Here is a 22,896-nt window from a genome sequence, read left to right on the forward strand (position 1 = left end):
TAGCCGAACCGATCCAGGTATATATCGCGCATGCCCATCGCCACTCCCCTCCTCGACCTGCTGCTTGTGCCGGACTGGCTGGTCCCCGTGGAGCCGGCCGGTGTCGTGCTGGAGGGCCATGCGCTGGGCATCCGCGACGGCCAGATCGCCTGGCTCGGCCCACGCGAGCGGGCACCCCAGGCCCGGAACGTGCGAACGCTGCCCGACTGCCTGTTGACGCCCGGGCTGGTCAACGCCCACGGCCACGCCGCCATGACCCTGTTCCGCGGCCTGGCCGACGACCTGCCACTGATGACCTGGCTGCAGGAACACATCTGGCCTGCCGAGGGTCGCTGGGTGAACGAGGCCTTCGTGGGCGACGGCACCGACCTGGCCATTGCCGAGCAGCTCAAGGGCGGCATCACCTGCTTCGCCGACATGTATTTCTACCCCCGCGAGGCCTGCGACCGCGTGCACCGCAGCGGCATCCGCGCGCAGATCGCCGTGCCGCTGCTGGATTTCCCCATCCCCGGCGCGCGCACCCCGGACGAGGCCCTGCACCTGGCCATCGAACTGTTCGGCGATCTGCGCCACCACCCGCGCATCACCATTGCCCTGGGCCCGCACGCACCCTACACGGTGAGCGACGAGAGCCTGGAGAAGATCCGGGTGATCGCCGACCAGTTGGACGTACCGCTGCACATGCACATCCACGAGACCGCCAGCGAAGTCGAGCAGGCGCTCAAGGACAACGGTGAGCGGCCGCTGGCGCGCCTCGCGCGCCTGGGCCTGCTGGGCCCGAACCTGCAAGCGGTGCACATGACCCAGATCAGCGACGAAGACCTGGCGCTGCTGGTAGAAAGCAACACCAGCGTGGTCCACTGCCCCGAGTCCAACCTCAAGCTGGCCAGTGGGTTCTGCCCGGTAGAGCGCCTGTGGCAGGCCGGAGTGAACGTGGCCGTCGGCACCGACGGCGCCGCCAGCAACAATGACCTCGACCTGCTCGGTGAAACCCGCACCGCTGCGTTGCTGGCCAAGGCCGTGGCCGGCTCGGCCACCGCCTTGGACGCCCACCGGGCGCTGCGCATGGCCACGCTCAATGGCGCCCGGGCCCTCGGGCTGGAGCCGATCACCGGCTCGCTCGAGGTGGGCAAGGCCGCCGACCTGGCAGTCTTCGACCTGTCGGGGCTGGCGCAGCAACCGGTGCACGACCCGGTCTCGCAACTGATCTACGCCACCGGTCGCGATTGCGTGAAGGATGTCTGGGTCGCCGGGCAGCAACTGGTCGAGGACCGCCGCCTGACACGGATGGACGAAGCCGCGCTGGCCGCCAACGCCCGTGCCTGGGGAGCCCGCATCGGCGGGCGCAATGAATGAACGACCGACAGCCACGGCTGCCGGCCCGCGACACTATTTATCGAAGATTCAGAGGACTGTTCCCATGAGCAACGTCGACCACGCCGAAATCGCCAAGTTCGAAGCCCTGGCCCACCGCTGGTGGGACCGCGAGAGCGAGTTCAAGCCGCTGCACGACATCAACCCGCTGCGGGTCAACTGGATCGACGAGCGCGTCGGCCTGGCCGGCAAGAAGGTGCTGGACGTCGGCTGCGGCGGCGGCATCCTCAGCGAGGCGATGGCCCAGCGCGGTGCCACCGTGACCGGCATTGACATGGGCGAGGCGCCGCTGGCGGTGGCCCAACTGCACCAGCTGGAGTCTGGCGTGGCGGTGGAATACCGGCAGATCACCGCCGAGGCCCTGGCCGAAGAGATGCCTGAACAGTTCGACGTGGTCACCTGCCTGGAGATGCTCGAGCACGTCCCCGACCCTTCGTCGGTGATCCGCGCCTGCTACCGCATGGTCAAGCCGGGCGGCCAGGTGTTCTTCTCGACCATCAACCGCAACCCCAAGGCCTACCTGCTGGCGATCATTGGCGCCGAATACGTGCTGAAGATGCTGCCGCGCGGCACCCACGACTTCAAGAAGTTCATCCGCCCCTCCGAGCTGGGCGCCTGGAGCCGTGCCGCAGGCCTGGAGGTCAAGGACATCATCGGCCTGACCTACAACCCGCTGACCAAGCACTACAAGCTGTGCAACGACGTCGACGTCAACTACATGATCCAGACCCTGCGCGAGGAATGAGCATGCGCCTGCGAGCAGTACTCTTCGACATGGACGGCACCCTGCTGGACACGGCGCCGGACTTCATCGCCATCTGCCAGGCGATGCTCGCCGACCGCGGCCTGCCGGCCATCGACGACGCGCGCATCCGCGAGGTGATTTCCGGCGGCGCCCGCGCCATGGTCGCGGCGACCTTTGCCATGGACCCCGAGGCCGACGGCTTCGAAGCCCTGCGCCTGGAGTTTCTCGAGCGCTACCAACGCGATTGCGCGGTGCACAGCAAGCTGTTCGACGGCATGCCGGAGCTGCTGGCCGACATCGAGAAGGGCAACCTGCTGTGGGGCGTGGTCACCAACAAGCCGGTGCGCTTCGCCGAACCGATCATGCAACGCCTGGGCCTGGCCGAGCGCTCAGCGCTGCTGATCTGCCCGGACCACGTGAAGAACAGCAAGCCCGACCCCGAGCCGCTGATCCTGGCATGCAAGACGCTTGACCTGGACCCGGCCAGCGTCCTGTTCGTCGGCGACGACCTGCGCGACATCGAATCCGGCCGCGACGCCGGCACCCGCACCGCAGCGGTGCGCTATGGCTATATTCATCCAGAGGACAACCCCAACAACTGGGGCGCCGACGTGGTGGTGGACCACCCGCTGGAACTGCGCAAGGTGATCGACAGCGCGCTGTGCGGCTGCTGATTTCAAGTCGCAAGCGTCAAGCTTCAAGCCTCAAGAAAGAGCAGCTCCAACACTGATCCGCTTTCTCTTGTAGCTTGCCGCTTATAGCTTGCAGCTCATATTCAAGGACAGACCTATGTTCGACTACACCGCCCGCCCCGACCTGCTCAAGGGCCGGATCATCCTGGTCACCGGTGCCGGCCGCGGAATCGGCGCCGCCGCCGCCAAGGCCTATGCCGCCCTGGGCGCCACCGTGCTGCTGCTGGGCAAGACCGAAGCCAACCTGAACGAGGTCTACGACCAGATCGAAGCCGCGGGCCACCCGCAACCGGTGGTGATCCCGTTCAACCTGGAAACCGCCCTGCCCCACCAGTACGACGAACTGGCGGTGATGATCGAGGACCAGTTCGGCCGCCTCGACGGCCTGCTCAACAACGCCTCGATCATTGGCCCGCGCACGCCGCTGGAGCAGCTGTCGGGCGACAACTTCATGCGCGTGGTGCACATCAACGTCAATGCCACCTTCATGCTGACCAGCACCTTGCTGCCGCTGCTGAAGCTGTCGGAGGACGCCTCGGTGGTGTTCACCTCCAGCAGTGTTGGACGCAAGGGCCGCGCTTACTGGGGTGCCTACGGGGTGTCGAAATTCGCCACCGAGGGCCTGATGCAGACCCTGGCGGATGAACTGGAAGGCGTAGCGCCAGTGCGCTCCAACAGCATCAACCCGGGTGCCACGCGCACGGCGATGCGCGCCCAGGCCTATCCGAGCGAGAACCCGCAGAACAACCCGCTACCCGAGGAGATCATGCCAGTGTACCTGTACCTGATGGGGCCGGACAGCAAGGATGTGAACGGGCAGGCGCTGAACGCACAGTAAATCCGATAAGACTGATCGCGGGGCAAGCCCGCCCCACGCCTTGCTGCGTGGGGCGGCGGTGCGCCGATGCGACTTGCCCCGCGATGCTTTCAGCCCGCCGCCAAGGCCGGGCGCAGACGCCCCTGCTGGCGCCCTTCGAGCTGCATGCAACGCTCCAGGAACAGGAACATGCAGTCGTAGCTCTTGCAGATCGCCCGACGCAACTCGGTGCGCAGCCCCAGGGTCGGGCTCTCGCCCGCCAAGGTACAGATGATTTCCAGCGCTTCCCACGGGTGCGCGTCATCATACTGCGCATGCATCTTCAGCCATTTCATGGCGCGCTTGCGGGTGTCTTCGGGGAAGCCCTGGGCGTAGGTATCCTCGGCGCAGATCACCGCCGACCATTCGCCGGTGGCACCTTCGATGGCGTAGTTGGTGGCCGCCATGGCGATGGCCAGCGACTCGGTGGCGCATACTCGCCAACACCAGTCGTTCAAGCCATTGAGCTCGGGCGGCACTTCCTGGGACTGCAGCTCATGCAGGTGGATGCCATGGGCCTGGCACCAGTGCACCCAGTAGTCGGCATGGTTGAGCTCGACGCGGATGTTGCGCATCAGCCAGCGGCGCGCCATGTCCTCGCCGGGATGCCGGGCGTAACGGGTCTTGGTGAGGTTGTGGGCCATGTAGAGGGAGAACTGCTCGACCACCGGCCAGCCACCGATCAGGTACTGGCGGATGGTCGACTGCTTGAGCTGGCCATCGCGCAGGCGTTGGTAGAACTCATGCTCCACCACTCGGCGCTTGCTTTCGCGGCAATCCTCTATCAGTTGTTGGGCCCACTGCGGATAACTGGCCGGATCCATCAATGGTCCGATCCTTACGAACGCGTCGATCACTGTCAGCTCCTTGATTCCCTGTGATTTCCGGGCGTTGTTCAGCGAAAGGTCCCCGGCGCCCGGTGCAGAAGGGGCCTCGCGGCAATCCGTTGGCGCTGCAGGCTGTCGCAGGTGAACACCTGCGGGCGTTCGATGAGATATCCCTGGGCGTAATCCACGCCGATCTCCTGCAAAGCCTGCTCGATCAGTGGCGTCTCGACGAACTCGGCGATGGTCCGCTTACCCATGACGTGGCCGATGTGATTGATCACTTCAACCATCGCCCGGTTGATCGGGTCATCGAGCATGTCCTTGACGAAACTTCCGTCGATCTTCAGGAAGTCTACAGGCAAATGCTTCAAATAGGCGAATGACGACATTCCGGCGCAGAAGTCGTCCAGCGAGAATTTGCAGCCCAATCCTTTCAATTCATTGATGAAGCGGATTGCGCTGCCTAGATTGGCGATGGCGCTGGTTTCGGTAATTTCAAAACAGATCAGCCGGGGCGGAATGTCGAACTCGCCAAACAGGCGCTGCAGGTACTCGAGGAACTTGTCGTCGCCGATGCTCGAACCCGACAGGTTGATGGCGCACATGGCCAACGGCCCCTCCCGCCCCTCGTCCAGGCACTGGCGAATCACCTGGAACACACTGCGCACCACCCAGCGATCGAGCGCGGTCATCAGGCCGTAGCGCTCGGCTGCGGGAATGAAGCTGTCGGGCAAAATGGTACGTCCACTTTCATCGTGCAGGCGCAGGAGGATTTCGATATGCCCCGGACCTTCATGGGGATGCAGCGGGGCGATTTCCTGGGCGTAGAGGCAGAAGCGATTCTCCTCCAGCGCCACGTGCAGGCGCTGGATCCAGGCCATTTCACCGAAACGCATGGACAGCTCGCTGTCGTCGGCGTGATAGACCTGGACGCGGTTGCGTCCTTTCTCCTTGGCCATGTAGCAGGCCATGTCCGCCGCGCGCAACGACGCCTCCAGGGTGCTGGGCACCTGGGCGATATGCACCAGGCCGATGCTGACCGTGGTGACGAAGGGCCTGCCCTTCCATACAAAGTGCAGGCTCTGCACGGCCTGGCGCAATTGCTCGGCAATGCGCTCGCCCTGTTCAGGGGGGCAGTTCTCGAGCAGCACGCCGAACTCGTCACCACCCAGGCGCGCCAGGGTGTCGCCCTCGCGCAGGCCCGACTGCAGCACCGCGCAGATATGCCGCAACAGCTCGTCGCCAGCGGCATGGCCACAGGTGTCGTTGACCAGCTTGAACTGGTCCAGGTCGAGGAACATCAGCGAATGCCGCCCGGCCTGGCGCGCCAGGCCATTGAGCGCTTGCTCCAGGCGGTACTCGAACTCGCGGCGGTTGGCCAGCCCGGTCAGCGCGTCATGGGTGGCCTGCCACGACAGGTTGGCGATGTACTGGCGCTCCTGGGTCATGTCGTGCAGTACCACCACGATGCCACTGACCTGCCCTTCGGTGAGAATGGGCGAGCCCACCAGGTTGACCGACACCGTGCTGCCATCCAGGCGCTGGATCAACCGGGCGTGCTCGGCGCCGCCCTTGAGGCTGCCGCTGAGCACCTGCTCGACCAGCGTCATGCTATCGCCTTCGGCATTCTCGTCGAGCAGGCTGAACAGCGCCGCCAGCGGCAGGCCTTGGGCCTGCACCGCCTGCCAGTGAGTCAGTTGCTCGGCGGCCGGGTTCATGTAGCTGATGCAACCGTCGACATCGGCGGTAATCACCGCGTCGCCGATCGACTCCAGGGTGATCTGCGCCCGCTCCTTTTCCTCTTGCAACGCACTGGCGAACGCCTGGCGCTGGGCCAGCAGCTTGCTCGAGCGCCGCCAGGCCATGGCGATGAGGAACAGCGCAGTGGCCAGGTTGGTGAGCATCAGCACCTTGAGCAGCATCCGCGAGCCTTCGCCCAGGGCATCGCTGAACGCCTTGGCGGCGGGCGTCACGCCATCATTGATGGCAACGATGCGCGCCTTCCAGTTGGCTACCTGGTGGGCGTCGACCTTGTCGCGGGCAAACCCTTCGCGCATCTGCTGGGCCAGTACGTCGAGCTGGTGCAGGTAGTCGTCACCGATGTCCCAGTAATCGATGGCGGTTTCCATGTAGCTGATATGGCGAAAGTTGCGGTAGAACCAGATGATCCGGGCAACGTCTTCGGGATGGTTGCCGCCCTGCAGCACGCCTTGGCGCGCCGCCTCCAGGTCTGGCTCGGGCCGATCCAGGGCCAGGCGCAGGTTGTGATCCCCCTGGGGCACCAGGATGGCCCGACGATAGCGGGCATAGGTCAGCGGATCACGATCATCGGCATAGAGGTTGAGGTAGTAGATAGCGTCCTTCTGCGCCTTGGACCACAGGCTCTCGCCCGCCACATAGGCACGCACGGCGGACAACGCATAAAGACTCAGACTGCCCAGCAGTACCTGGAAAACCACAACGGCGACGAAGGGCCAGATGATACCCAGCAGCCTTGGCGCTTCGAGAGTCCGATTTCCCTTCATGTAATCCCTGTCATGACGGCAGATAAGGCACGAATCGACCTAGACAAGCACAGCGTAGGCCATTTGCCATGAAGGAGCGACACGCTGCAAGCCCCAAGCGGCAAGAAAAAGTGCGCTGACTTCAACTTGCCGCTTGCAGCTCGAAGCTTGAGGCGGTTTTCAGGTTTGCTGCAGGTGGCCGTAGAGCTTGGCGTACAGGCCGCCTTCGGCGATCAGTTGCTGGTGGTCGCCATCTTCGGCGACATGGCCGCCATCGAACACCAGCACCCGGTCCGCCTGCTTCACCGCCGACAGGCGGTGGGCGATGATCAGCGTGGTGCGCCCGCTGAGGAAGCGCGCCAAGGCCAGGTGCAGGTTGTACTCGGTAGCCGCGTCCAACGCAGAGGTGGCCTCATCGAGGATGACCACCTTGGGTTCGGCCAGCACCATGCGGGCGATCGCCAGGCGCTGGCGCTGGCCACCAGACAGGCGCACGCCGGAACGCCCGACGATGCTGTCCAGGCCCTGGGGCAGCGCGGCGATGGTGGCGTCCAGCTGGGCGATGCGCAGCGCCTGCCAGCAGTCCTCGTCACTGCAGTCACGACCCATGGCCAGGTTGGCACGCACGCTGTCGTTGAACAGCGAGGGGTGCTGCAGCACCACCGCGACATTTTCGCGCAGGGTCTCCAGGCCGATCTCCTGCAGGCTGGCGCCCCCGAAGCGGATGGTCCCGGCCTGGGCGCTGTACAGCCCAAGCAGCAACTGCACCAAGGTACTCTTGCCACCGCCGCTGGCACCGACGATGGCGACCTTCTCGCCCGGGGCGATGGTCAGGTTGAGCTGGTCGAGCACCGGCTCGTCGGCATAGGCGAAGCGCAGGTCGCGCACCTCGATACCAACCGTCTCGCGCCCGGCGAACGGGTCGCCGGCCGCCGGGTACTGCGGCTCGTCGGCCCGCGCCAGCAGCTCGTTCAAGCGACTCAGCGCACCGCCGGCGGCGTAGTAGGCATATTGCAGGTTCAGCAACTGCTCCACCGGCCCGATCATGAACCACAGGTAGCTGAACACCGCCAGCATCTGGCCGATCGACAGGTCGGAGAACAGCACCGTGAGCATGGCAGCGGCACGGAAGATGTCGATGCCGAACTGGAACAACAGGCCACTGGCGCGACCGCTGGCGTCGCTCTTCCACTGCGAGGCCACCGCGTAGTCGCGCACCTCGCGGGCGCGCAGCCCCAAGCGGCCGAGGAAGTAGCCCTGGCGGTTGCTGGCGCGGATTTCCTGGATCGCGTCGAGGGTCTCGGTCAATGCCTGGGTGAAACGTGCGGTGCTGTCGTTCTCGAGCTTCTTCAGGTGCTTGACGCGCTTGCCCAACTGCACGGTGAAATAGATCACCAGCGGGTTGAACAGCAGGATCAGCAGCGCCAGCTGCCAGTGCATCCAGATCAGGATGGCCGCTGTGCCGGTCAGCGTGAGCACGGCCACCAGGAAGCGACTCAGGGTTTCGCCGACGAACTTGTCGAGGGTGTCCAGGTCGGTGACCAGGTGGGTGGTCACCGTGCCGCTGCCCAGGCTTTCGTACTCCTTGAGCGAAATGCGCTTGAGCCGCTCGATCAGGCGGATGCGCAGGCGGTAGACGATGTCCTTGGCCAGGCCGGCGAATAGCTTGGCCTGGACCACGTTGAACACCAGCGCCGCCAGGCGCAGGCCGAGGGTGGCGCACAGCATCAGCCCGATGTAACCCGCGGCCACCTGCCAGCCCGCGGGCAGGAAATTGTTCATCCACTTCAGCGCCGCGTCGCCATGCCCCAGCAACACTTCATCCACCAGCAAAGGCAGCAGCAAGGGAATCGGCACGCTGCACAGGGCGGCAAGCACGGCCACCAGGTTGGCAGTCCACAGGGCTTGCTTGTGGTGCAGGGCCAGACGGCGGATTTCCGCCCAGCTCAGGCGATCGGGCACAGCGGGGGACTTCCCTGGCACAGGGTCTGGCGACCCTGGCAGGTCAAGCACAGGCGGCCTGCTGCAGCCAACGGCCGAGCAAAGGTTGCAGGCTTTCCAGCGACTGATAGCCATTGGTCAGCAGGGCGAGCTGGCCATTGCGCTCGGCCAGCAGCGTGGGGAAGCCAGCGATGCCCAGGTCCTGCACCCAGGCGAAATCGGCACTGGTGGCGACTCGGGTGTCAGGGAGAGTGAAGCGCTGGGAGAACTGTTCACGGTCGAAGCCGGCCTGCTCGGCCAGCTCCACCAGTTGCGGGGCGCGGGTGACATCCACGCCCTGCACGTAGAACGACGCCTGGATCAGTTGCAGCAGGCGCCAGGCCCGCTTGTCGTCCAGCTCGCGTGCCGCCACCAGGGCGCGGCACGCCGGCTCCGTGTCGTAGACGAAACCGTCGGGCATCGCGTTGTCGAAACGGAACGGCTGCCCGGTGGCGTCATGCACCGCCTGCCAATGCTCGAGGATGTACTTGCGGGTCGAGGCGTCCAGGGCGCTGCCGCCGGTGCGCAAGCCGCCCGGCACCAGGCGGGTCTCGACACCCGCCTCAAGGGCCTGGGCGATCAGCGCCTCGGCCACCGGGGCAAAGCCCCAGCACCAGGAGCACATCGGGTCCATCACATAGAGCAGGCGTGCGGACATGCATCAGGCCTCGACTTTGTAGTTGAAACCGATCGGGTGCGGCTGGTTGCGCGCCTTGGCCAGCTCGATCTGCTTTTGGCGGTCGATGGCGCTGCGCCGGGTCTTCTCGCTCAGGCTGTCCCAGCAGTGCGGGCAGCTCACGCCTGGCGAATAGTGCTCCGACTCCCGGTCCTTCACGTCGATCGGGTGGCGGCAGGCATGGCACTGGTCGTACTCGCCCTCGGTCAGGTCGTGACGCACCGTGACCCGGTTGTCGAAGACGAAGCAGTCGCCGTCCCAGAGGCTTTCTTCCTGGGGTACTTCCTCGAAGTATTTCAGGATGCCGCCCTTAAGATGATAGACCGCTTCGTAGCCCTCACCGAGCATGTAGCTGGAGGCCTTCTCGCAGCGGATGCCGCCGGTGCAGAACATGGCGACCTTCTTGTGCTTGCTCGGGTCGAAGTGGGCCTTGATGTAGTCGGGGAACTCGCGGAAGGTCTCGGTCTTCGGGTCGATGGCGCCCTTGAAGGTGCCGATGGCCACTTCATAGTCATTGCGGGTGTCGATCAGCAGCACTTCCGGGTCGCTGATCAGGGCGTTCCAGTCTTTCGGATCGACGTAGGTGCCGACCGCTTTGTTCGGGTCCACACCCGGCACGCCGAGGGTGACGATCTCTTTCTTGAGCTTGACCTTGGTGCGATAGAACGGCTGCTCGTCGCAGTACGACTCTTTATGGTCGACGTCCACCAGGCGTGGGTCGTTGCGCAACCAGGCCAGCAGCGCGTCGATGCCTTCGCGGGTGGCCGAGACGGTGCCGTTGATACCTTCGTTGGCCAGCAGCAGGGTGCCTTTGACGCCGTTGTCGAGCATGGCCTTGAGCAGCGGCTCGCGCAGTTCGACGTAGTCTTCCAGGGTGACGAACTTGTACAGCGCCGCCACGACGATCGGTTGGGTCATTGCGTTGAATCTCCAGGTGGTTGCCCTCGTAAGGGGCGGACCGGGTTTGGCAAAAGCATGGGGCCGCTGCGCAGCCCATCGCCGGCAAGCCGGCTCCCACACGCTCAGCGCAAGACTCGAAATTTGCGCAGGACTTGTGGGAGCCGGCTTGCCGGCGATGGGCCGCAAAGCGGCCCCGAAGGAATAACGCGAATTGTACCAGAACGACGGAAAGGATTCAGTGCTTGCCGCCGCCGGCACACACCGGCGAGGCCGGTGCCACACCGACCGCCGCCCATTCCTCAGGCGTGTAGGTGTGAATCGCCAGGGCGTGGATCTGGCCCATCAGATCACCCATGGTGGCGTAGACCTTCTGGTGGCGCTTGACGCTGTTCAGCCCGGCGAACTGCTCGCTGACCAGCACCGCCTTGTAGTGCGTTTCCTGGCCACGGCTGTGCATGTGGCTTTCGTTGTGCACTTCGAGGTGTTGCGTGCCCAGCGGCGCCAGTTGCTGCTCGATGCGTTGCTGCATGCTCATCGCGTCACGCTCACTTCTTCGCCGGGGCCTTGCCGGCGCTTGGGTCCAGTTCCTTGGTCATGTCTTCGAGCAGCTTGTTGACCACTGGCACGGCCGGTTCCAGGCTCTGCTGGGTCAGCTGGGCGGACTGCTGGGTGACCTTGGGCATTTCCCGCAGGACCTTCTTGCCCAGCGGCGATTCGTAGAACTTGACCAGATCGTTCAGCTCGGCCTCGGTGAAGGTCGCGGTGTACAGGTCGACCATCTTCGGCTTGAGTTTTTTCCAGCCGATGGCGTTGTCCAGGGCGGCGTTGGCCTTGGCCTGGTAGCTGTCGAGCACGGTTTTCTTGGAGGCCGGCGCCTTGGTCTGCTCGAAGCGCTGGGCGAACATCTGCTGGACCTGCATGTACACCGGGGTGCCCAGCTTGTCGGCATTGGCCAGGGTCAGGAATTTCTCGGCGGCAGCGTTGTGGGCTGGAGTGGCGGCGAGTACCTGGCCGCTGGCGCAAACCAGGGCAACGGCGGCACAGAGGACACGGAGACGGGTCATTGCATTTCCTTCAAGAAAGGGAGGCGAGTACCTCAGAGTAGAGCATTCTGCGCTGTGATGGCGAAGTGCTCAAGTGGCACGACGAGCGATGGAACCGCTCTGTCGAATCAGGGCCTAAACTGCGATTTCGAACCACAAAGGAGTGAGCGCAGCATGAGCCGTATCGAGACAGACAGCCTGGGCCCGGTCGAAGTTCCAGAGGGCGCCTACTGGGGTGCGCAAACCCAGCGTTCGCTGATCAACTTCGCCATTGGCAAGGAGCGCATGCCGCTCGCGGTGCTGCACGCCCTGGCGCTGGTCAAGAAAGCCGCTGCCCGGGTCAACGACCGCAACGGCGACCTGCCCGCCGACATCGCCCGCCTGATCGAGCAGGCCGCCGACGAAGTGCTCGACGGCGAACACGACGACCAGTTTCCGCTGGTGGTGTGGCAGACCGGCAGCGGCACCCAGAGCAACATGAACGTCAACGAGGTGATCGCTGGCCGCGCCAACGAGCTGGCCGGCAAGGGACGCGGCGGCAAGGTGCCGGTGCACCCCAACGATCACGTCAACCGCTCGCAGAGCTCCAATGACTGCTTCCCCACCGCCATGCACATCGCCGCGGCCCAGGCGGTGCATGAGAAACTGCTGCCGGCGATCGCCGAACTGTCGGCTGGCCTGGCCGAGCTGTCGGCGCGCCACTCGCACCTGGTGAAAACCGGGCGCACGCACATGATGGACGCCACGCCGATCACCTTCGGCCAGGAGGTCTCGGCCTTCGTCGCCCAGCTCGACTACGCCCAGCGCGCCATCCGCGCGACCTTGCCGGCGGTTTGCGAGCTGGCCCAGGGCGGCACCGCCGTGGGCACCGGGCTCAATGCCCCGCACGGTTTCGCCGAAGCCATCGCCGCGGAGCTGGCGGCCTTGTCCGGCCTGCCATTCGTCACCGCGCCGAACAAGTTCGCCGCCCTGGCCGGCCATGAGCCGCTGACCAGCCTGGCCGGGGCGCTGAAGACCCTCGCCGTGGCCCTGATGAAGATCGCCAACGACCTGCGGCTGCTGGGTTCCGGCCCGCGCGCGGGGATTGCCGAGGTACGCCTGCCAGCCAACGAGCCAGGGAGTTCGATCATGCCCGGCAAGGTCAACCCGACGCAGTGCGAGGCCTTGTCAATGCTGGCCTGCCAGGTGCTGGGCAACGATACGGCAATCGGCTTTGCCGCAAGCCAGGGCCACCTGCAACTGAACGTGTTCAAACCGGTAATCATCCACAACCTGCTGCAGTCGATCGAACTGCTGGCCGATGGTTGCAGCAACTTCCAGCAGCACTGCGTGGCCGGCATCGAGCCGGATGCCGAGCAGATGGCGGCGCACCTGGAGCGTGGATTGATGCTGGTGACAGCGCTGAACCCGCACATTGGCTACGACAAGGCGGCGGAAATCGCCAAGAAAGCCTATGCCGAGGGCAAGACCCTGCGCGAGGCGGCGCTGGAGCTCAAGTACCTGACCAACGAGCAGTTCGACCAGTGGGTGCGACCAGAGAACATGCTGGCACCGGGTGGCAAGGGCTGAGCTCTTTATCGCCGGCAAGCCAGCTCCTACAGGGATCGCACAACATTCAGGCCTGTGGTGATCCTGTGGGAGCTGGCTTGCCGGCGATGGGGCCGGAGCAAGCGATCAATGAACCTGGGCCAACCGCGCCCGCCTCGCACGCCACCCGGCCACCAGCGATGGCCCCAGCGCCACCAGCGCCGAGCCGGACACCACGGTCACCGCCCCTACATAGCCCAGGGCATTAATGTCCTCGGCGTGCACATACTCCGGCCACACCAGTGCCGCCACTGCCACCGCGACAAAGGTCACCAGCGGGGTCAGCGCCAGGGTGGCACTGACCCGCGACGCTTCCCAGTGCGCCAACGCCTCGGCAAACGCGCCATAGGCCACCAGCGTATTCAGGCAACAGGCCAGCAACAGCCAGCCCTGCACCGGGGTCAGCTGCAACGCCTCCAGTGGGTGTACCCAAGGCGTGAGCAGTGCAGCGCAACTGAGGTAAATCACCATCATCACCTGCTGTGAATGCCACACGGTCAACAGTTGCTTCTGGCTGAGGGCATAGAAAACCCAGATGCTGGTGGCCAGCAGAATGGTCAGCACGCCGGTGGTGTAGGTACCCAGTGAGGTCAGCAGCTCTTCGAGGCGCTGGTTGAAGAACAGCCCAAAACCCGCCAGCAGAATCAGCAGGCCCACCCCCTGCCCCAGACTGAAGCGCTCGCGGAACACGAACACGCTGGCCACCAGCAACAGCACCGGGCCGACCTGCACCACCAGTTGCGCGGTACCGGGGCTGAGCAGGTTGAGGCCGATCAGGTACAGCACGTAGTTGCCCATCAGGCCAAGCACAGCCACCACTACCAGGCCTTTGCCCCTGGGTGCCAGCCGTGTGAACGACGGCAAGCGCCGTTTGGCTGCCAGCCAGGCAAACAGCAGGCCACCGGAAACCAGCAGGCGGTACCAGGTGACGGTGATCGGGTCGACCACCTGCAATACCTGCTTGAGCTTGATCGGTAAGATGCCCCAGAGCAGCGCGGTCAGAAGTGCCAGGAACATGCCATAGCTCCAGCGCCCGGAAGTGGTGTGCATAGTGTCCTCGGTCAAGCCCGTGGTGGGGGTGATTGAATTCTACGGGCTTGGAGGGCAGTGACGGGGAAGTGTGCAGAGAAAAGAATTCATCAGGTCATTCCCTCGCGGCATGCGATACTTCAGCCGTTGGGGCCTCCCACGATGGAGTTATTTTTCTACCGACACGGCCCGAACAGGCAGTGCGCCGCACCTGCAGACGACAGAGTCCCCCGTTCGCGGGTAAGCATGCGTCAGGCTTTCCCACATGTAGTGAAAATCGCCTTGAGTTGGTCGATGACGGAGCACGAAGGCTCGGGTTTCAGGCAATTCCAGCCCCATGCGCACGGCATAATGGGTGTAGCCGATTTCAAAAGTCCACTGGGCGCTCGCCTTGATGCCGGGGTAGCCTGTGGCAATGTCAGGCATCAATTTGATGTTTTCATAGCGGCTATGGAACTCCATTGCCTGGATAAGTCGCCTTTGCGCCTGCACGTCCTTATCCGTATAAAGATCAATGCCATGCAACAGCGCCGTTTCAGCGACATTGATGGTCGCCGCCAAGCCATAGGCCGTGTGGGCAAAATCCCGACAACTCTCGACGTTCATCCCTTCAATAAAGCGACGGGGTCCATACCAGACTTCACGAAGCTGGTCTTCTGTCGCAGGCGGCAACCAATTGGGAAGCGTGAGCGGAAACGGCCCATCGGTCTCCAGATAAATAGACGCAACGGTATGGTCTTTCCAAAGGCTTATGCACCTTGAAAACAGCGCGGCATCATCGGTAAATATGGCGATGTAAAAAAGCGCCTCGATGCCGGTAGAACGCCAGTTTCCGGGTCTGGTATTGAGGTTCCAGCCGTCCCGGTGAAACAAACGCTCGATGGTTGGCTTGAACTGCCCCAACAGCATGGTCTTGCACGCTGCAATACCTTGCGCTGACCAGCCTGATTCACAATGGGCGAGGATCTCAGCGGCACAGGTGAAGTTGGCCCCAGCCCACGATGCCTGCAGGCGCGCATTCGAACCATCAAACCCCTCCGTGAACACGGCAGACCAAGCGTCAATGATCCGGATCGCAGCGTCGGCATGCCCTTGATCCCCGGTGACCAGCCAAAGCAACGCCTGCGCGTAGGCGGCCTGACTATCACGCGTCTGATCGGTACAACCGCAATCCGGGTTACTGAAACTGCCGCAGATTACCTGGGTTCTTGGTTTGGCTTGCCACGCCATGGAGCCACGCCCCAAGTAATCATCTCTGACTTTCTCAAAAGCGCTTTTCCATGGTTCCTTATCGCGGTTACTGCGCACGAAAGTGCTGAGGTAATGAACATTGATCTTGATGCCCGGGTGCACGATGGTCACGGGAACATCTGTCCGGGTTGCGGCTAGCGTATTCATTGTCATCTGTCTCCTGATAAAGGGTTCAGGTAGAAGACACTCGTACACGATATCCCGCAACTCACAGAAATGTCAGGTTATCAAGCCATGGGCAAGATCCTTATCGCAAAGGTCTCCCCTGATTATTTCTTGTTCTTGGCAAACGCTGCCTCCAGCGCCTCATTGATCGTGCGCAGCACCTTTACCCGCGCCCAGCGCTTGTCGTTGGCCTCCACCAAGGTCCACGGCGCGATCTCGGTGCTGGTGCGGTCGACCATGTCGCCCACCGCTTCGGAATAGACATCCCACTTGTCGCGGTTGCGCCAGTCTTCCTCGGTGATCTTGTAGCGCTTGAACGGGATCTGCTCGCGCTCCTCGAACCGCTCGAGCTGGGTTTGCTGGTCGATGGCCAGCCAGAACTTGACCAGCACCACGCCAGCATTGCTCAGTTGCTCCTCGAAATCGTTGATCTCGCCGTAGGCGCGCATCCAGTCCGCCGGGCTGCAGAAGCCCTCGACCCGCTCCACCAGCACCCGGCCATACCAGGAGCGGTCGAAGACGGTGAATTTGCCGCGCGCCGGAATGTGCCGCCAGAACCGCCAGAGGTACGGCTGGGCACGCTCTTCCTCGGTGGGCGCGGCAATCGGTACGATGCGGTACTGGCGCGGGTCCAGCGCCGCCGCCACGCGGCGAATGGCCCCGCCCTTGCCGGCAGCGTCGTTACCTTCGAAAACCGCCACCAGCGCATGCCGGCGCATGTGCTTGTTACGCAAAAGCCCCGCCAGGCGTGCCTGCTCGGTGACCAGCTGCTCTTCGTAATCGCGTTTGTCCAGGCGCTTGCTCAGGTCAAGTGCGCCCAGCAGGCTCTTCTGGTCAATGCTGCGCCCCAGCGGTGTCACATTGCCCTGGTGCTTGAGTGGCTTGTTGTCCAGCGCCGCCTGCAGGCTCTCCAACAGAATGCGCCCCACCGCGAGGCTGCGGTAATACGGATCGACGCCCTCGATCACGTGCCAAGGCGCGTAGTCGCGACTGGTACGACGCAGCACCCGCTCGCCGAAGCGCACGAAGCGGTCGTAGGTTTGCGACTGCTGCCAGTCCAGCGGGCTGATGCGCCAGTTGTGCAGCGGGTCTTCCTTGAGCGCCTTGAGCCGCGCCTTCATCTGTTTCTTGGACAAGTGGAACCAGAACTTGATGATCAGCGCGCCCTCGTCGCACAGCATCTGCTCCAGGCGCTCGGCGCCAGCGATGGCCTGGTCGAGCACCGCGTCCTTGAACTGGCCGTGCACCCGCCCTTCGAGCATCTGGCTGTACCAGTTGCCGAAGAACACGCCCATCCGCCCTTTCGGTGGCAGCGCCCGCCAGTAGCGCCAGGCCGGCGGGCGGGCCAGCTCTTCGTCGGTCTGCTGGTCGAAGGTGCGGACCTCGATCAGCCGCGGGTCCATCCATTCATTGAGCAGCTTGACCGTCTCGCCCTTGCCGGCGCCCTCGATGCCGTTGATCAGCACGATCACCGGAAAGCGTGCCTGCTGCTTGAGTTCGTACTGGGCTTCGAGCAGGGCCTCGCGCAGGGCGGGCACTTCGGCTTCGTAGGTGTCCTTGTCGATGCTGTGACCGATTTCGGCGGATTCGAACATGGAGGGCTCCTTCAATGGATAAGCAAGATTAGCGGATCGAGGAGGATTTTTGCGCCCTCTGCGCTCACCATCGCGACACCAGGCCGCTGCCACGAACGACGCAAGCGTCTGCAGATCGCTTAAGATCCCCCCTTTGTTGCAACCGAGCCGACCATGTCCGACACCCTCCCCCCTACACAGGCCCAGATCGACTGGGATGACCAGGGCCGTCCCCACTCCCGGCAATACGATGATGTCTACTTCGCCATCAACGAAGGCATCGACGAGACCCTGCATGTGTTCATCGAGCAGAACCACCTGCGCCAGCGCTTCGCCGAGCTGCAGCCGCATGCCTGCCTGGTGATCGGTGAAACGGGTTTTGGCACCGGCATGAACTTCTTCTGTGCCTGGCAACTGTTCGCGGAGCTTGCGCCCGCCGAGGCGCGACTGCATTTCGTCAGCGTCGAGAAGTACCCGCTGGCCCGCGACGACCTGGCCCGCGCCATGCAACTGTGGCCGGAGCTGGCCGCCTTCACCCAGCCGTTGCTGGAACAGTACGTGGCGATCCACCCAGGCTTCCAGCAATTCAGCCTCGCCGGTGGCCGCGTCACCCTGACCCTGATGATCGGCGACGCGCTGGAACAGTTGCCTCAGCTCGATGCCCGCATCGACGCCTGGTTCCTCGATGGCTTCGCCCCGGCAAAGAACCCCGACATGTGGACGCCGGAACTGTTCGCCCAGCTGGCGCGGCTGTCGCACCCCGGCACTACCCTGGGTACCTTCACCACCACCGGCTGGGTGCGTCGCTCGCTGATCGAGGCCGGCTTTACCATGAAGAAAGTGCCGGGCATCGGCAAGAAGTGGGAAGTGATGCACGGGGTCTACAGCGGTGCGCCGGCCACTGGCGCACCACCCTGGTACGCACACCCGACAGCCGCATCGGGGCCACGCGAAGCGCTGGTGATCGGCGCCGGCCTGGCCGGCAGCGCCACCGCCCAGAGCCTGGCAGCACGGGGCTGGCAGGTCTGCGTGCTGGAGCGCCACGACGGCCCGGCCCGGGAGGCCTCGGGCAATCCACAAGGTGTGCTGTACCTGAAGCTTTCCGCCCACGGCACAGCCCTTTCGCAGATGATCCTCGCCGGCTTCGGCTACACCCGCCGCTGGCTCGAGCACCTGCAGCATGGCCAGGACTGGGAGGCCTGCGGCGTATTGCAACTGGCTTTCGATGACCAGGAGAACGCGCGCCAGGCCAAGCTGGCCGCGGCCTTTGACAACAGCCTGCTACAGCGCCTGGAGCGCGCCCAGGCCGAAGCCATCGCCGGGGTCGCGTTGCCCAGCGGCGGCCTGTACTACCCAGAAGGTGGCTGGGTGCACCCACCTGCGCTGTGCCAGGCCCAACTGGATCACCCGCGTATCCGCCTGCTTACCCACGCCGATGTGCTCGAACTGCGCCGTTCCGATGGACTGTGGCAGGCCTGGGAAGGTGAGCGCCTGTTGGCCAGCGCACCACTGGTGGTGCTGGCCGGCGCCGCCGAGATCCGTAGTTTCCCGGCGTGCGCCGGGCTGCCGCTCAAGCGCATTCGTGGGCAGATCACCCGCCTGCCCGTGACCGAAGGCAGCCGTGCGCTGCGCACCGTGGTCTGTGCCGACGGCTACGTGGCACCCCCGCGAGGGGACGAGCACACCCTTGGCGCCAGCTTCGACTTCAACAGCGAAGACCTGGCACCGACTGTGGCCGAGCATCAGGGTAACCTGGCACTGCTCGATGATATCTCGCCAGACCTCGCCACCCGCCTGTGCACCGCCGAGCTGGACCCGGCACAGTTGCAGGGTCGGGCGGCGTTTCGCTGCACCAGCCCGGATTACCTGCCCATCGTCGGGCCGATGGCCGATGTCGAGGCGTTCAACGAGGCTTACGCCATGCTGGGCAAGGATGCGCGGCAGGTACCGGACGTGGCCTGCCCGTGGCTGGAGGGGTTGTACGTGAACAGTGGGCACGGCTCGCGCGGCCTGATCACAGCGCCGTTGTCTGGTGAGTTGATTGCGGCGTGGGTCACTGGTGAGCCGCTGCCGGTGCCCAGGGCGGTGGCCGAGGCATGTCATCCCAACCGCTTCGCGCTGCGTCGGCTCATACGGGGCAAGTAGCGCGCCCATTGAACGCAAAAGGCCGCCGCATCGATCGGATACGGCGGCCTTTTGCCGAGTGCTCAGCGTCGACGCGGCTGGCGCTTGCGCTGTTCTTCGTCGGTCGGGATCGGCACCGGCTGCAACGGTGGCGGGAGCAGGCCCAGGGCGACAGCGAGGTCATGGAGCCAGTTGTACATGCGTTCGTTCATATTGCCCCCTTGACGGGTCAGCCTCTTGGTCAATCAATCTTGCGATGCGTCATACAGATCATAGTCCGATGTCTTGTATTGCGCATGCCTCTGCTTTTACAGATATGGGCGATTCTGACCCGGATCAAGCGCAGATGGCAGCTTCCGACGGTCGGTCAATCGTTTCGCTTTGTTGCAAATCAATCCAGGCCTGCAGATTGGCCCCGCGTTTGCCCTGGCGCCACATCAACCAGGTCATCGCATGATCGAACGGTGCCTGCAATCGGTGGGCACGCACCTGGTCGCGCCCTGGCAGGCTGTCGAGCATCGACTGCGCCATCAAAGCCACCCCGGCCCCGGCGATCACGCAGGCCAGCATGCTCTGGTAGGACTCGATCTCCATCACCCGGCCCATGGGCGTGTGGGCATGGGCATACCAGGCTTCCAGACGCATACGGTACGAGCAGCCCTGGCGGAAGGTGAACACCGCCTTGCCGGCGACATCCCTGGCGCTGTGCACCACCGGGTGCTCGGGGCTGGTGATCAGTACCAGCGTTTCCTCGCACAGTGGCACGCCATCCAGCCCGGCCAGGTTGAGCGGGCCGTCGACCAACGCCGCGTCCAACCGATGGCTGAGCACGCCTTCGAGCAGTTCGGCACTAGGCGCCGCCTGGACCTGCAGGTTCACTGCTGGATAGGCCTGGTGATAACGCGCCAGTAGCGCTGGCAAGTGGATGGCCGCCGTGCTGTACATGGTGCCCAGCACGAAATCTCCAGCTGGCTGGCCACCCTGCACCGCCGCGAGCGCCTCGTCACGAAGGTTGGACAGGCGTTGAGCATAATCCAGCAGTACCTTGCCAGCCGGCGATAACTGCAAACGCTGGCGCTCGCGCAGGAACAGTTCCACCCCCAGTTGCTCCTCGAGCTGACGCAGGCGTGTCGACAGGTTCGACGGCACCCGGTGCAAGCGTTCGGCGGCGCGGGTCAATGACCCTTCCTCGGCCACGGCCTGGAAGATGCGCAGTTGGCTGAACTCCATGAGATTCTCCAAAACAGAACAACTTAATCATCATTATTCAATTTTATTGAAAGTCAATGCGCCCTACCCTGCCATCCATCGCATCCCCTTCGTGCAGGAGATTTTCCATGTCGCCCTTCGTGCAACTGCTGGCCAGTGCCGTGGCCCTGATGATGGCCATGGGCATCGGCCGCTTCGCCCTGACCCCGCAACTGCCCCGGCTGATCGCCGAGGGCCAGTTCGACCTGACCGCTGGCGGACTGGTCGCCGCCGCCAACTACCTGGGCTACTTCCTCGGCGCGGTGGACGCCATGTTCGCCCGCCAGCCACGCCAGGTCCGCCTGCGCCTGCATGGCGGGCTGTGGCTGTGCGTATTGCTGACCCTGGCGTCGTGGGCGGCCGACGGGTTCTGGAGCCATTGGCTGCTGCGCTTCGGCACCGGCGTGGCCAGCGCCTGGGTGCTGGTGATGATCGCCAGCCTCAGCCAGCAACTGGCCAGTGCCCATGGCCGCCAGCGCCTCGGCGCACTGGTGTTCGCCGGGCCCGGAGTCGGGATTGCGGTGACAGGCTTGCTGGCCTTGGCTGCGCACCTGCTGGAGCTGGATTCGGCGGCCCTGTGGCTGGTTTACGGGGTCGCCGCTCTGGTCATGCTGCTCGCGGTGCTGCCGTGGCTGCCGCGAGCGCTCGAGCCCGTCACCTTGCCCCCTGGCACCGACCGCGGCCCCAACAATGGCATCGGCCGCCTGGGTCTGGTCTACGCGCTATACGGGATCGGCTACATCCTGCCGGCCACCTTCCTGTCGCAGATGGCCAGCCAGCAGTTCCATGGGCAATGGCTGGCCGACCTTTTCTGGCCGGCGTTCGGCCTGGCCTCGGCGCTGGGTGTGATGATCGTCAGCCTGCGCCGCTCGGGCCGCACCTCGACCTGGCTGAGCATCACCCTGTGGCTGCAAGGGCTGGGGGTACTGGCCTGCCTGCTGGGGGGCGGCGTCGGCCTGGCATTGGGCGTGCTGCTGTGCGGCGGGCCGTTCCTGGCCTGCATGCAACTGGTGATGCAGCGCTCGCGGGAGCTGGCGCCTCATGCCACGCAGCGCAATGCCGGGATGTTGACCGCTTGTTTCGCCCTTGGGCAATTGAGTGGACCGCTGCTGGCGGCGTTGAGCAGCCATTTCAGTGGGGGATTACAGCCCGCATTGGTACTGGCTGCGGTAGGGATGGGATTGGCCGGGATGTTGGCCGGGGGCTTCTCGGGTCCACCAACCTGTGCCAGCCTGCGACAGGCAGGCTGACCCTGTGATGAGGCAAGCCCTTATGGGAGCGGACTTGCCTCGCGATAGGGCCGGAACTGCAGACCGCTTACCCCACCAGTTTGCGCAACTGCTGCCGCACCCACGCCTCGGCGCTGACCATGATCACCCCGAGCAGCACCATCACCGCGCCGATCACGAAGTTCAGGCTCAGCGGCTCGTCCAGCAGCAGCACACCGAAGGTCACCCCGAACAGCGGCGTGATGAAGGAAAACACCGCCAGGTTCGAGGCCAGGTACTTGCGCAACAACCAGAACCAGGTCAGGTAACTCACGAACGACACCACGATCCCCTGGAACAGCACGCTGCCCACCGCCAGCGGGGTCAGCGAGAAATCGGCGATCTGCCCGCTCACCAAGGCGATCAGCACCAGCCCGACAAACCCCACAGCCAGCTGGTAGAACAGGGTCAGGGTCGCCGGCGCCTCGGACAACCGCGAGCCGCGCACCACCACCGTGGTCGCGCCCCACGCCAGGCCCGCGAGGATCGCCAGCGCGTCGCCAAGCAGCATGCGCCCATCGAGGTGCTCCAGGGAAACACCGCCCGCGAAGGCCAGGGCAATTCCGCAGAACGCCAGCAGGATCCCCAGCCACTGCAACAGCCGCAGCCGCTCGCTGGGCATCATGAAATGCAGCCCCAGGGCGGTGAAGATCGGCGCGGTGTAGAGGAACACCGACATATGCGCCGCCGAGGTCAGCTTCAGCCCCTCGGCGATGAACAGGAACTCCAGCCCGAACAGCGCGCCGGCCAGCAGCCCGGCACGCCAGGTACTGCCGACCTGGTTCCAGCCACCCCGGAAGCACACCAGCAAGCCGACCAGTACCGCCGCGATGCCATTACGAAACGCCGCCTGCATGACCGGTGCGATATCCACCGCGGCGGATTTGATCAGCACCTGCTGGCAGCCCCAGATCAGGCACAGCCCCAGCATGACCTGGAAAGCAAAAGCGTCGGGGTTCTTGCGGACCGCGGTCATGGGCGGCCCCTCTGCGGGTTGAACGACATGGCAAGGCTCGGCAGTGAGAATGGATCCCGATTATCGGGGGACCGGCC

At 64.4% G+C, this 22,896-nt stretch carries 20 protein-coding genes; 7 read left to right on the plus strand and 13 right to left on the minus strand.

The window, feature by feature from the left end; translation table 11 throughout:
- The first annotated feature begins 30 nt into the window (after positions 1-30).
- From LOY42_RS19090 to LOY42_RS19105, 4 genes are all read left to right on the plus strand, one after another.
- Entirely contained in the window at positions 31-1,356 is a 1,326-nt protein-coding gene (locus LOY42_RS19090; RefSeq protein WP_258598839.1) for a TRZ/ATZ family hydrolase, read from the plus strand.
- A gap of 64 nt (positions 1,357-1,420) precedes the next feature.
- Entirely contained in the window at positions 1,421-2,119 is a 699-nt protein-coding gene (gene ubiG, locus LOY42_RS19095; RefSeq protein ID WP_139672879.1) for a bifunctional 2-polyprenyl-6-hydroxyphenol methylase/3-demethylubiquinol 3-O-methyltransferase UbiG, read from the plus strand.
- A gap of 2 nt (positions 2,120-2,121) precedes the next feature.
- Positions 2,122-2,793, plus strand: a complete 672-nt coding sequence (mupP, locus tag LOY42_RS19100; RefSeq protein ID WP_102684341.1) for an N-acetylmuramic acid 6-phosphate phosphatase MupP — start codon at positions 2,122-2,124, stop codon at positions 2,791-2,793.
- 115 nt (positions 2,794-2,908) lie between these two features.
- On the plus strand, positions 2,909-3,649 hold the full coding sequence (locus LOY42_RS19105) for a YciK family oxidoreductase (RefSeq protein ID WP_258598843.1): 741 nt from the start codon (positions 2,909-2,911) through the stop codon (positions 3,647-3,649).
- An 89-nt stretch (positions 3,650-3,738) separates the two neighbouring features.
- On the opposite strand, the gene LOY42_RS19110 is transcribed toward LOY42_RS19105, so the two are convergent.
- From LOY42_RS19110 to LOY42_RS19140, 7 genes are all read right to left on the minus strand, one after another.
- Positions 3,739-4,524: a TenA family transcriptional regulator gene (locus tag LOY42_RS19110; protein ID WP_258598845.1), complete on the minus strand. Its 786-nt coding sequence runs from the start codon at positions 4,522-4,524 to the stop codon at positions 3,739-3,741.
- A gap of 38 nt (positions 4,525-4,562) precedes the next feature.
- A complete protein-coding gene (locus tag LOY42_RS19115; RefSeq protein WP_110698035.1) occupies positions 4,563-7,019 on the minus strand; it encodes an EAL domain-containing protein in 2,457 nt (818 codons plus the stop codon).
- 159 nt (positions 7,020-7,178) lie between these two features.
- A complete protein-coding gene (locus tag LOY42_RS19120; protein WP_102684344.1) occupies positions 7,179-9,011 on the minus strand; it encodes an ABC transporter ATP-binding protein in 1,833 nt (610 codons plus the stop codon).
- Positions 9,004-9,636, minus strand: a complete 633-nt coding sequence (locus LOY42_RS19125; RefSeq protein WP_198755262.1) for a DsbA family protein — start codon at positions 9,634-9,636, stop codon at positions 9,004-9,006. Before LOY42_RS19125 ends, LOY42_RS19120 begins: the two co-directional genes overlap by 8 nt.
- A gap of 3 nt (positions 9,637-9,639) precedes the next feature.
- Positions 9,640-10,572 carry a rhodanese-related sulfurtransferase gene (locus tag LOY42_RS19130; RefSeq protein ID WP_139672885.1) on the minus strand — a complete coding sequence of 311 codons (933 nt, stop codon included), beginning with the start codon at positions 10,570-10,572 and terminating at the stop codon, positions 9,640-9,642.
- Positions 10,573-10,789: 217 nt separating this feature from the next.
- Positions 10,790-11,089, minus strand: a complete 300-nt coding sequence (locus LOY42_RS19135) for a BolA family transcriptional regulator (RefSeq protein ID WP_102684346.1) — start codon at positions 11,087-11,089, stop codon at positions 10,790-10,792.
- A gap of 10 nt (positions 11,090-11,099) precedes the next feature.
- A complete protein-coding gene (locus tag LOY42_RS19140; RefSeq protein ID WP_102684347.1) occupies positions 11,100-11,618 on the minus strand; it encodes a DUF2059 domain-containing protein in 519 nt (172 codons plus the stop codon).
- A 153-nt stretch (positions 11,619-11,771) separates the two neighbouring features.
- Here LOY42_RS19140 and LOY42_RS19145 point away from each other — a divergent pair, with 153 nt between their 5' ends.
- The gene (locus tag LOY42_RS19145) at positions 11,772-13,166 is read left to right on the plus strand and encodes a class II fumarate hydratase (RefSeq protein ID WP_102684348.1); all 1,395 of its coding nucleotides are present in this window, start codon (positions 11,772-11,774) and stop codon (positions 13,164-13,166) included.
- Between the two features lie 105 nt (positions 13,167-13,271).
- Here the strand turns inward: LOY42_RS19145 and LOY42_RS19150 are convergent, their stop codons facing one another.
- From LOY42_RS19150 to pap, 3 genes are all read right to left on the minus strand, one after another.
- Positions 13,272-14,234, minus strand: a complete 963-nt coding sequence (locus tag LOY42_RS19150) for a DMT family transporter (RefSeq protein ID WP_258598852.1) — start codon at positions 14,232-14,234, stop codon at positions 13,272-13,274.
- 147 nt (positions 14,235-14,381) lie between these two features.
- A complete protein-coding gene (locus LOY42_RS19155) occupies positions 14,382-15,611 on the minus strand; it encodes an alginate lyase family protein (RefSeq protein ID WP_258598854.1) in 1,230 nt (409 codons plus the stop codon).
- Positions 15,612-15,733: 122 nt separating this feature from the next.
- Entirely contained in the window at positions 15,734-17,224 is a 1,491-nt protein-coding gene (pap, locus tag LOY42_RS19160) for a polyphosphate:AMP phosphotransferase (RefSeq protein WP_258598856.1), read from the minus strand.
- A 153-nt stretch (positions 17,225-17,377) separates the two neighbouring features.
- Here pap and mnmC point away from each other — a divergent pair, with 153 nt between their 5' ends.
- On the plus strand, positions 17,378-19,348 hold the full coding sequence (gene mnmC, locus LOY42_RS19165) for a bifunctional tRNA (5-methylaminomethyl-2-thiouridine)(34)-methyltransferase MnmD/FAD-dependent 5-carboxymethylaminomethyl-2-thiouridine(34) oxidoreductase MnmC (protein WP_139672894.1): 1,971 nt from the start codon (positions 17,378-17,380) through the stop codon (positions 19,346-19,348).
- Positions 19,349-19,410: 62 nt separating this feature from the next.
- Here mnmC and LOY42_RS19170 read toward each other — a convergent pair whose 3' ends face one another.
- Both LOY42_RS19170 and ptrR read right to left on the minus strand, forming a co-directional pair.
- Positions 19,411-19,539 carry a PA1414 family protein gene (locus LOY42_RS19170; protein ID WP_256206021.1) on the minus strand — a complete coding sequence of 43 codons (129 nt, stop codon included), beginning with the start codon at positions 19,537-19,539 and terminating at the stop codon, positions 19,411-19,413.
- 124 nt (positions 19,540-19,663) lie between these two features.
- Positions 19,664-20,557, minus strand: a complete 894-nt coding sequence (gene ptrR, locus LOY42_RS19175) for a putrescine utilization regulator PtrR (RefSeq protein ID WP_110698023.1) — start codon at positions 20,555-20,557, stop codon at positions 19,664-19,666.
- Positions 20,558-20,664: 107 nt separating this feature from the next.
- Here ptrR and LOY42_RS19180 point away from each other — a divergent pair, with 107 nt between their 5' ends.
- A complete protein-coding gene (locus tag LOY42_RS19180) occupies positions 20,665-21,825 on the plus strand; it encodes an MFS transporter (RefSeq protein ID WP_258598860.1) in 1,161 nt (386 codons plus the stop codon).
- 67 nt (positions 21,826-21,892) lie between these two features.
- Here LOY42_RS19180 and LOY42_RS19185 read toward each other — a convergent pair whose 3' ends face one another.
- Entirely contained in the window at positions 21,893-22,819 is a 927-nt protein-coding gene (locus LOY42_RS19185) for a DMT family transporter (RefSeq protein ID WP_139672900.1), read from the minus strand.
- Positions 22,820-22,896 lie beyond the last annotated feature (77 nt).

Origin of the sequence: Pseudomonas sp. B21-023 (assembly GCF_024749165.1) — a bacterium.
GTDB lineage: Bacteria > Pseudomonadota > Gammaproteobacteria > Pseudomonadales > Pseudomonadaceae > Aquipseudomonas.